Genomic DNA, 8,021 nt, shown 5'->3' on the forward strand with positions numbered 1-8,021 from the left:
ACGGGAGGCAGGGCAATGCCGCTATTTCGGAGATGGCTGTGGGGAGGGCAGCTTCTTCTCGGTCGCCGACCGCTTTGCGGGTGAATTCGGAGGCTCTGACGGAGGCGGCACAGGGCCGGACTGGCCGACCGCGACCGATATTCCAAAGAGGCGCCACTGACTGTCGACCGGCACGTACATCAGCTCGAAGTTGACCTGCGACGGCACCGACGGGAAAAATCCTGCCATACGCATCATTCCGTTCGTCTCGATCTGCGGCAGCAGCGAGAGCTGCGGATCGATGACCGCAACGCCCGAGAGGTCGAGCTTGTCGTTGCGTAGTTTGGCGAAGATCTCAGACAGCCGTGCGGCGCTGTTGCCGACATAGAATGCGGGCGCGCCGAGGTCACGCAGGACGGTGTAGTTACCGGTCTTGTTGGCGTGGTCCAGCGCAAGCAGCGTTCCGCGCACCAGCGTCAGCACGCCGTTGCGGTCGATGTTGGCCGGCTTTGGCGCTTGCGCGACCTCGTGGCTGGGCCGCTGCTGCGCTTCCGCGATCACATCGCAGGATGCGAGGAGCGCGATTGAGGCAACAAGCAGTTTGCGGAGGCGGAATGAACCGCCGCTCCGCGGCCCCGAAACAATCAACGACCCGTCTCGTTGCCAACGCACCGCGCGCTCGACCAAGGACGTGTCACCACTGAACCGAGACCGCGCCGCGGCCGCCGGCGACGTTGCGCTCCAGGCCGATGCCGGCGCCCGCATTCACGACGACGGCGTAGCTCTTGCTGTCGTAAACGAGCGCGGTTGCACCGAGGCCGAACGCGTTGCTGCCCTGGAAATTACCGTAGCCACCGGAAAGCGCGAATTTTCGGCCGGGTTGGAGCGCCGGCATGGAGCCTACCGCCAATGCGATGGCCGTGCCGGTCCGCGCCTCGGTCCTGTTGTCGAGGACCTGGGATTGCAGGGAGGTGACTTGCGACTGCAGCGATGTCAGACCTGCCGTGCTGAAGCCGGTGGTGGCCAGATTGCCGCTCGCATCTGACGTGACGAGGTAGGTCGTCCCGGATTGCGCCGCGAGGCTGGCAGCAGAGGTGATGCCGGACAGGCGGTAGGTGTTCGAGGCGGTGCCAATCGCGACCTGGTTAGGGGCGCTGGTCGAGGCGCCGTTGCCGATCGCGGTGGAGTTGGCGAAGGTCGCGCTCGCACCTGCGCCGAGTGCGGTCGCGCCGACGGCGGTCGCGCTCGCACTCGTGCCGACTGCGGTCGCGTTGTCGCCGCTGGCGACGCTGCCGATGCCGAATGCACTGGAGTTCACGCCGAACGCATGGCTTTTTTGACCCACGGCCGTTGCGCCGACGGCAGCCGCAGTAGCCGCGTTGCCGATAGCGACCGAGTTCCCCCCGGCTGCCTTCGCCCAAGCGTCTTCGCCGATCGCGACTGAATGATCCGCGTCCGCCGCGGCACGGGCGCCTACGCCGACGGCGCCGACCCCCAGGGCGGCCGATTGGTCGCCGATCGCGGTCGAGGAGACCCCGATTGCACTAGCCGAATCTCCCACCGCCACCGCGAAGTCGCCGTTTGCCAGTGCCGAAAGCCCGAGAGCCGTGCTCGCGGTTCCACTCGCCTTGGCGCTGCTGCCAAAGGCTGCACTGTCATCCCCGGTCGCCTGATTGAAGAAGCCGACAGCCACGCTACGTTGGCCGGCAGCAGTCTGTGAAATCCCACAGGCCACAGAATTGGCCCCAGTCGCAGTTGATCCGCCAGCCGAGAGTGATGCGTCGACGCAAACGAACTGCGCGAAAGCTGAGCCGGGCGTGAGGAGCAGGAAAAGCCCGCTGAGAGCGACCCCGACCCGGGCTAGGTACCTGCGATTCCGTTGCAGTGGACCAGAACCTGCGACACCCGCGGGGGCGGCTTGCCGGGCCCGTCTGCGTTCTGACGTTGTCGCTTCTTGTGCCAATCGACGCTTGCAGCGTTCAAGCTTCAGAAGACTCATCATTCTCTCCTCGGGCAAGGCTCGCATTGTTGCGAAGGCCGTCGCGCGCTCGTTCGGGCGCATTCTGCCCATGCCTCTCTTTGGCGGAACGTGCGTGGAAAGGACAGATCAAGGAATGAACTGTCCTGGAATAGGAAATGGCGGGAAGTGAAACGGGAATTTTTAGGAAGGGAGAGCTTGTCTCCTCAGCGGGAAGACCAGCAAATCAATCACGCGTAGTTGCTGCGCAGCCTACCCTTGCCGACAGCGTCTCTCTCCTGCGCAGGACATCGGAAGCATGCTTGCTTCCGGGCGTGGAGCCGGAAGCGTCATCGTTCGCGCCGCCGCAACGGTGGTCGGTAAATCACTTCATGAACTCGAGCCATTGTGCCCACTCCGCGAGGTCATCGCACGACATGGATGACAAGGCTTTGCCCTCGAGACTGCGCGCGCGCACCTCGCGTGGTGTGAGGCCGATATGCTTGTGAAAGGCGAGAGCAAAACTGCGATAGTGCTTGAAGCCATGGGCTTCGGCGATCGCCTCGATCGACTGCCCTTTGCGTGCGGGATCACTCAACGCAACTCGTATGGAGGAGAGCCGCTTTCGTCGTACGTAGGCGGCAACACCACCATAAGATTCGAAGAGGTAGCTGAGGTTGCGCCGTGTCATTCCGAACCTGCCGGCAATGCTTTCCGGAGTGAGGTTGGGATCAAGGATGTGTGCGTTGATGTAGGAGCAGATCCGGTCGGTCATGGCCAAGCGTATGCCGCCAGCCTGCTCCTCTCCGACCGCTCCGTTGATCGCCGCGGCTATCAGTTGCACGGTGGCAGGTATGACGGCTTGAGCCTGGCCCAGCAGCATCCCGGACAAGCGCGCGTGAAAGCCCAGGAGATGATCGCGGAGCAAGGCGGCGAGCGGGTCGTGCGCCGGCAACAGACGCAGCGGGTGTTCGTCGGGCGCCTTAAGACGAGGGCCGAGTAGATTGCGCGGCAGGAACAGGGTGAGCGCGTGGTTGTCGCCGCCGCGCCTGTTTGTCGGCTGCGCCATGTCGCAAACCAGGATGTCGCCGGGGCGAGCCGTCCCCCCACTGTCGCGCGGGCCGTTCCAACCTGTTGTCAGGACCTGAATCATGAACAGGTCCAGTCCGTCGCGCCCGATGCATGCGCGGGAGCGACTCCAGTCCTGGGGAGGCACTCGAAAGTCGGCGAATAGAACATTGCCGAGATGCCAGAAGTCTGCACGGACGTTGAAAGCATGGGGATGCTCCTTTTGCGTCCGTAGGTCATAGTAGCGGCTTATGTGCTCCTGCCAGAGGGCGAATGCCTGCTTTCCCGGGAGACCGCGCGTATCGAGGATCGAATGGGGGATACCGTTCACTGGGTGCTCTGTCATGCCTAGACGTATCGTCCAACCTGCTGCCGCGGGCAGTTGGTGCCCTTTCAACGAGATCAGGTTCGCGTGCGACAACCTGCCGCTAGCACGATATGGGCCAAGACGGGCGGGTGCCAGCAGGAAAGGAATTTGCAGGAAGAGAAATTGGAAATTTTGGGAAACGCGCGGTCAGACTCACTGGACCGTGCGCAGGTGCTCAGGCTCGACATCGGCTGTTGCCAGGCCTTGAATCAGTTCGGCGCCCCAGGGTCCAGGGCGCCGACGTATCTATGCTATGCTCGATCTATGCTATGCTCGCCGGGTCTACGGCAGCTTCAGCGATGTCTCGGCGTTGTACGGCTTGAGCGTCTCGTCGGCGGCCTTCTGGGCGGCGACGAGCGCTTCCTTCGGCTGCTTCTTGCCGTTGAGGACCAGCATCACCTCGTCTTCCAGCGTCTTGCGCACCGGCACGGTCTTGTAGGTCGCAAACCAGGGCTTGGCGACGTCGAGCTGTTCGACGGCGGTCTTGGCGTCCGGGTTCTTGTTCAGGAAGTCGACCATGTCAGGCGTCTTGTAGGCGGCCATGTTGGGCGCAAAGTAGCCGGTGGCGCGGCTCCACCAGGCACTCTTCTCGGGCGAGGTCATCCACTTGATCAGCGTCCAGGCAGCCTTCTGCTTGTCGGCTTCGAGGCCGGCCGGAATGATCAGCGAGGCGCCGCCGATCGGCACGGCGTTGCGGACGTTGCGCGGGATGAACGCGACCTTGTAGTTGAACTTGGCGTTGTCGCGCACGTAGGTCAACGAGCCCGTGGACAGCATCATCATCGCGGCATTGCCGGAGATGAAGGAGGTGCTGACGGCCGGGCCGGGCGTTGCGCCCGGCGCATGCACCTTGTGCTTGGCGATGAGATCGTTCCACCAGGTGAGTGCGCCGAGCATCGAGGGCGTGTCGTAATACACCTCGCCGCCGAACTCCTCGTTGTAGTAGCGCCCGCCATTGGTCATGGTGAGCGTTTCCATCATCCAGCCGCAATAGTCGTAGGCACAGGGGATCGCGATGCCCCAGCGGGTCACCTTGTCGCCCTCGCGCTTGGTGAGCTTCTTGGCCCAGTCGGTGAGCTCGGCCCAGGTCTGCGGCGGCTTGTTCGGATCGAGGCCGGCTTCTTTGGCCTGGTCGGCGTTGATGTAGAGCAGCGGCGTCGAGTTGTGGAAGGGCACGCCGTAGACGGAGCGGTTGATCACCGCGTTGCCCTGGAGCGCCGGAAAGAACTGACCGAGGAACTGCTCCTTGGTGGTGCCGTCGGCGGCAATCAGGGAATCCAGATTGGTGAGCTCGTTCTCGATCTGCATGTCGAGCAGGAAGTTTGCCGACATGATCACGGCGGCCGGCGGCTTGCCCGCCTTCATGGCCGCGCGCGTCTTGATCAGCGTATCGTCATAGGAGCCGGTGTAGACGGCGGTCGCCTTGATGTTCGGATGACCTTCGTTGAACTCCTTGATCAAGGTGCCCATGTCGCGCGCGAGCTTGCCGTCGACGGGCACGGGGAAGAACAAGTCGATCTCGGTCGGGCCTGCGGCCAGCGCCGGGAAGGCCAGGGCGCCTGCCAAAGTGCCTGCCATGGCAAGGCCAAGCATGAGCCTGCGGGAAAACAGCATCGGAAATTCTCCTATTTGATGCCTGAGGTGACGAAAGAACTGATGAAGCGCTTCTGGAAGATCAGGAAGGTGACGAGCAGCGGTGCGATCACCATCAGTGTGCCGGCGGCGATCGTGCCCCAGGCCTGCGTGCCTTCCGCGGTCGCGGTGAAGACGGACAGGCCAACCGTGAGCGGCCGCTTGTCCGGTGAATTGATCACCATCAGCGGCCACAGAAAGTCGTTCCAGTGGCTGGTCACGGAGATGATGGCGAAGGCGGAAAAGCTCGGCAGCGACAGCGGCACGTAGATGTGGCGGATGCGCTGGAACAGTCCGGCGCCGTCGATCAGCGCTGCGTCCTCGAGTTCGGTCGGAATGGCCTCGAACGCCTGGCGCATCAGGAACGTGCCGAACGCGGAAGCAAAGAACGGCATCATCACCCCGGCGAGCGTGTCGTAGAGGCCGAGCTGCGCGACGAGCTTCAAATTCGGTACGATCAGCAGCACCGGCACCAGCATCAGCTGCATCAGGAACAGATAGAAGATCAGCGTCTTGCCGGCGAAGGTGAGCCGCGCGAAGGCAAAGCCCGCCAGCGTGATCGTGACGAATTGCACCAGCAGGATGCCGGTGCAGATGATCGTGGTGTTGAGAAAGTAGCGCGGAAAATCGCCGATCTCCCAGGCGTCCCTGATGTTGTCGAGCGTCGGTTTCAGGCTCGGCATCAACTCGGCCATGGCGTTGATGCCGTCCGAGGCGGGGCGCAGCGTCGCCACGCCCATCCACAGGAAGGGAATGAGCCAGACGATGGCGAGCAGCACGGTCAGCGCGAAGCCGAGTTTTGGCGTGATCTCGCGACGGGTGGCGAGCGGGGTGTCCCTAAAAAGGCGGTCGACCAGCGTCATGGTCCGCCCTCGCGGCTCGCCATTGTTCGGAACGAGAGCGCGGTGAGGCCCATCAGCGCGCCGAGCGTCAGCAGCGTGGCCGCCGAGGCCTTGCCGATGTCGTAATGCTCCACCGCCTGCTGGTAGATGTAGAACAGCACCAGATTGGTGGCGTTCGAGGGGCCGCCCTTGGTCATGACGAAGACGTGGTCGACCTGGGTGACTGCGTTGAGCGTGGCGATCACGATGACGAACAGGAAGGTGGGCTTAAGCTCCGGCAGGATGATGTAGAGCAGCCGCTGGAACGGCCCCGCACCGTCGAGATGCGCCGCCTCCATGACGTCCTCCGGCACGGCCTGGAGGCCGGCGAGGAAGAAAAGCATGTAGTAGCCGGCGTTCTTCCAGATGGTGATCACCATGATCGCATAGAGCGCGATATCGGGGTCGCCGAGCCAGTTCGGCAGCACCGGAAGCAGGCGGCCGATATAGTAGTCGAGCAGTCCGACATTGGGCAGGAAGATGAACAGGAACAGCGCGGACGCAGCGACCATCGGGATCAGCACCGGCAGGAACAGCGCGGCGCGCAGCACGCTGCTCACGGCGTTGGTGCGCGCCAGCGCCAGCGCGAACAGCAGCGCCAGCGCGATGCTCGGGATCGCCGTGCCCAAGGCATAGACGAGATTGTTGACGACAGCGCCGGTGAAATAAGGGTCGGCGAGCACCGCGCTGATATTGTCGAGACCGACGAAGCGGAGCGGCGCCTTCGGCGTGGCGCGCTGGTAGAGCGCATCGACGAACACGCGTCCCATCGCGCCGTAGGTGAACAGCGCCAGGAAGACCAGCGAGGGCAGCAGCAGCAGATAGGCCGGCAGCGACGCTTTGAAGCGGTGAGAGAACCGCCTCAGCACGTGCAGTCGCGGCGGCGCTGACGTCGCGACCGGGAGAGCCGCGAGTTCAGCGAGGCTCATCTCAACGCGCCGGGAGGTTGAGCGCATAGTCGCGGTCGTCCATTCCCGCCGGTGCGGCGAAGGGGAAGCGCAGACTGGTGTCGAGGAAATCGTGGCTGTGCACGACCAGGTTCTCTCCGTCGATCAGCACCACGCCATAGGCCGGCGGCTCGTGGCTGGCGAGATGCGGAGCGCTCGCGTCGAGCTCGAACCAGACCTGGTGGTTGGTGCCGCGCAGGGTGGAGAAGGGGATCTTGCCGTAGCTGCCGAAGATCGGGCGGTGCACGTGGCCGAAGAAGAGATGGCGGATGCGCGACCGGTAGGGCGCGATCACTTCCGCGAATTCCGCGCTCTGCTTCAGCGCGATCTCGTCCATCGCGTGAACGCCGACCGGGAAGGGCGGATGATGCATGAAAACGACGAACGGCATGTCCGCCGGCGCGGCGGCGAGCGTATTCGCAAGCCAGTCGAGGCGCTGGGCACACATCTCGCCGGCGTGGCTGGTTTCGTCCAGCGTGTCGAGTAAGACGAACAGGCCGTGCTCGGTGGCCCGCGTGCCCTGCACGAAGCCGTTGGGATCGCGGGGCGCCGCCTTCAGGCCGTCGAGGCAGGCGATGCGGCGGTCGTGATTGCCGACCATGGCGATGTACGGCATTTTCAGCGCAGCCATCGCCTCGGCGAAATTGGCGTAGGATTCAGGCTCGCCCCAATGGGTGAGATCGCCGGTCACAACCGCGAAGGCGGCATCGGACTGATGCTTGTTAATGTCGGCGATGGCGGCGTCCAGCCGGGCGCGCGGGTCGAGGCCATAGAGCTTCAGCCCCGGGTTCGCGAGATGCGTGTCGGTGATATGGATGAACTTGAAGGGCATGGAGCGCTTGTCTGGGTTGTTGGACGATGGGCGCCTCCGGCAAGACGGCCCTGACAGGCCGTTAGAGCGCGAGTGTTTCAGTTTGATGACAGCGGTTCCCGAGGGCGGGACGTGTCCACAAAGCTCTCAAGCACAGGATAGACTAGCCGAAGGTGTCATCCATCACTGTGGGCCAGCTCTAAGTTGTGCTCTCGAAGTCCCGCAGGTCTGTAGGATGGGTAGAGCGAAGAGGTTGGGCAAGATTCTTATCTGACGATTCGGCGTGACGAATCGCACCTTCAAGACCGGCATGAGCCGGGCTCAGCCGAGCTTTCTGCCAGCGCGCGTGGAAGATTATGTGGCTGGCGACAATCCGGTT

The 8,021-nt window shown here is 63.5% G+C and carries 7 protein-coding genes; all 7 read right to left on the bottom strand.

Features of this window, described 5'->3' with window-relative positions:
* Positions 1-21: 21 nt before the first annotated feature.
* Complete coding sequence (locus AC630_RS12980; RefSeq protein ID WP_245330365.1) at positions 22-540, bottom strand: hypothetical protein; 519 nt, start codon at positions 538-540, stop codon at positions 22-24.
* Between the two features lie 133 nt (positions 541-673).
* Complete coding sequence (locus tag AC630_RS12985) at positions 674-2,050, bottom strand: hypothetical protein (RefSeq protein WP_083636235.1); 1,377 nt, start codon at positions 2,048-2,050, stop codon at positions 674-676.
* A gap of 271 nt (positions 2,051-2,321) precedes the next feature.
* On the bottom strand, positions 2,322-3,335 hold the full coding sequence (locus AC630_RS12990; protein WP_167561192.1) for a helix-turn-helix domain-containing protein: 1,014 nt from the start codon (positions 3,333-3,335) through the stop codon (positions 2,322-2,324).
* 318 nt (positions 3,336-3,653) lie between these two features.
* Positions 3,654-4,985 carry an ABC transporter substrate-binding protein gene (locus AC630_RS12995; RefSeq protein WP_074118921.1) on the bottom strand — a complete coding sequence of 444 codons (1,332 nt, stop codon included), beginning with the start codon at positions 4,983-4,985 and terminating at the stop codon, positions 3,654-3,656.
* An 11-nt stretch (positions 4,986-4,996) separates the two neighbouring features.
* On the bottom strand, positions 4,997-5,866 hold the full coding sequence (locus tag AC630_RS13000; protein WP_074118922.1) for a carbohydrate ABC transporter permease: 870 nt from the start codon (positions 5,864-5,866) through the stop codon (positions 4,997-4,999).
* Positions 5,863-6,813: a carbohydrate ABC transporter permease gene (locus AC630_RS13005; protein WP_083636236.1), complete on the bottom strand. Its 951-nt coding sequence runs from the start codon at positions 6,811-6,813 to the stop codon at positions 5,863-5,865. Before AC630_RS13005 ends, AC630_RS13000 begins: the two co-directional genes overlap by 4 nt.
* A gap of 1 nt (position 6,814) precedes the next feature.
* On the bottom strand, positions 6,815-7,663 hold the full coding sequence (locus AC630_RS13010; protein WP_074118923.1) for a phosphodiesterase: 849 nt from the start codon (positions 7,661-7,663) through the stop codon (positions 6,815-6,817).
* Between the last annotated feature and the right edge of the window lie 358 nt (positions 7,664-8,021).

This window comes from Bradyrhizobium sp. AS23.2 (assembly GCF_001908185.1).
GTDB lineage: Bacteria > Pseudomonadota > Alphaproteobacteria > Rhizobiales > Xanthobacteraceae > Bradyrhizobium.

What these genes read in the sequence shown, in the direction of transcription:
- AC630_RS12985 (WP_083636235.1), bottom strand. Translation starts at nt 2,050, where the DNA reads ATGGGCAGAATGCGCCCGAACGAGCGCGCGACGGCCTTCGCAACAATG.
- AC630_RS12995 (WP_074118921.1), bottom strand. Translation starts at nt 4,985, where the DNA reads ATGCTGTTTTCCCGCAGGCTCATGCTTGGCCTTGCCATGGCAGGCACT.
- AC630_RS13000 (WP_074118922.1), bottom strand. Translation starts at nt 5,866, where the DNA reads ATGACGCTGGTCGACCGCCTTTTTAGGGACACCCCGCTCGCCACCCGT.
- AC630_RS13005 (WP_083636236.1), bottom strand. Translation starts at nt 6,813, where the DNA reads ATGAGCCTCGCTGAACTCGCGGCTCTCCCGGTCGCGACGTCAGCGCCG.
- AC630_RS13010 (WP_074118923.1), bottom strand. Translation starts at nt 7,663, where the DNA reads ATGCCCTTCAAGTTCATCCATATCACCGACACGCATCTCGCGAACCCG.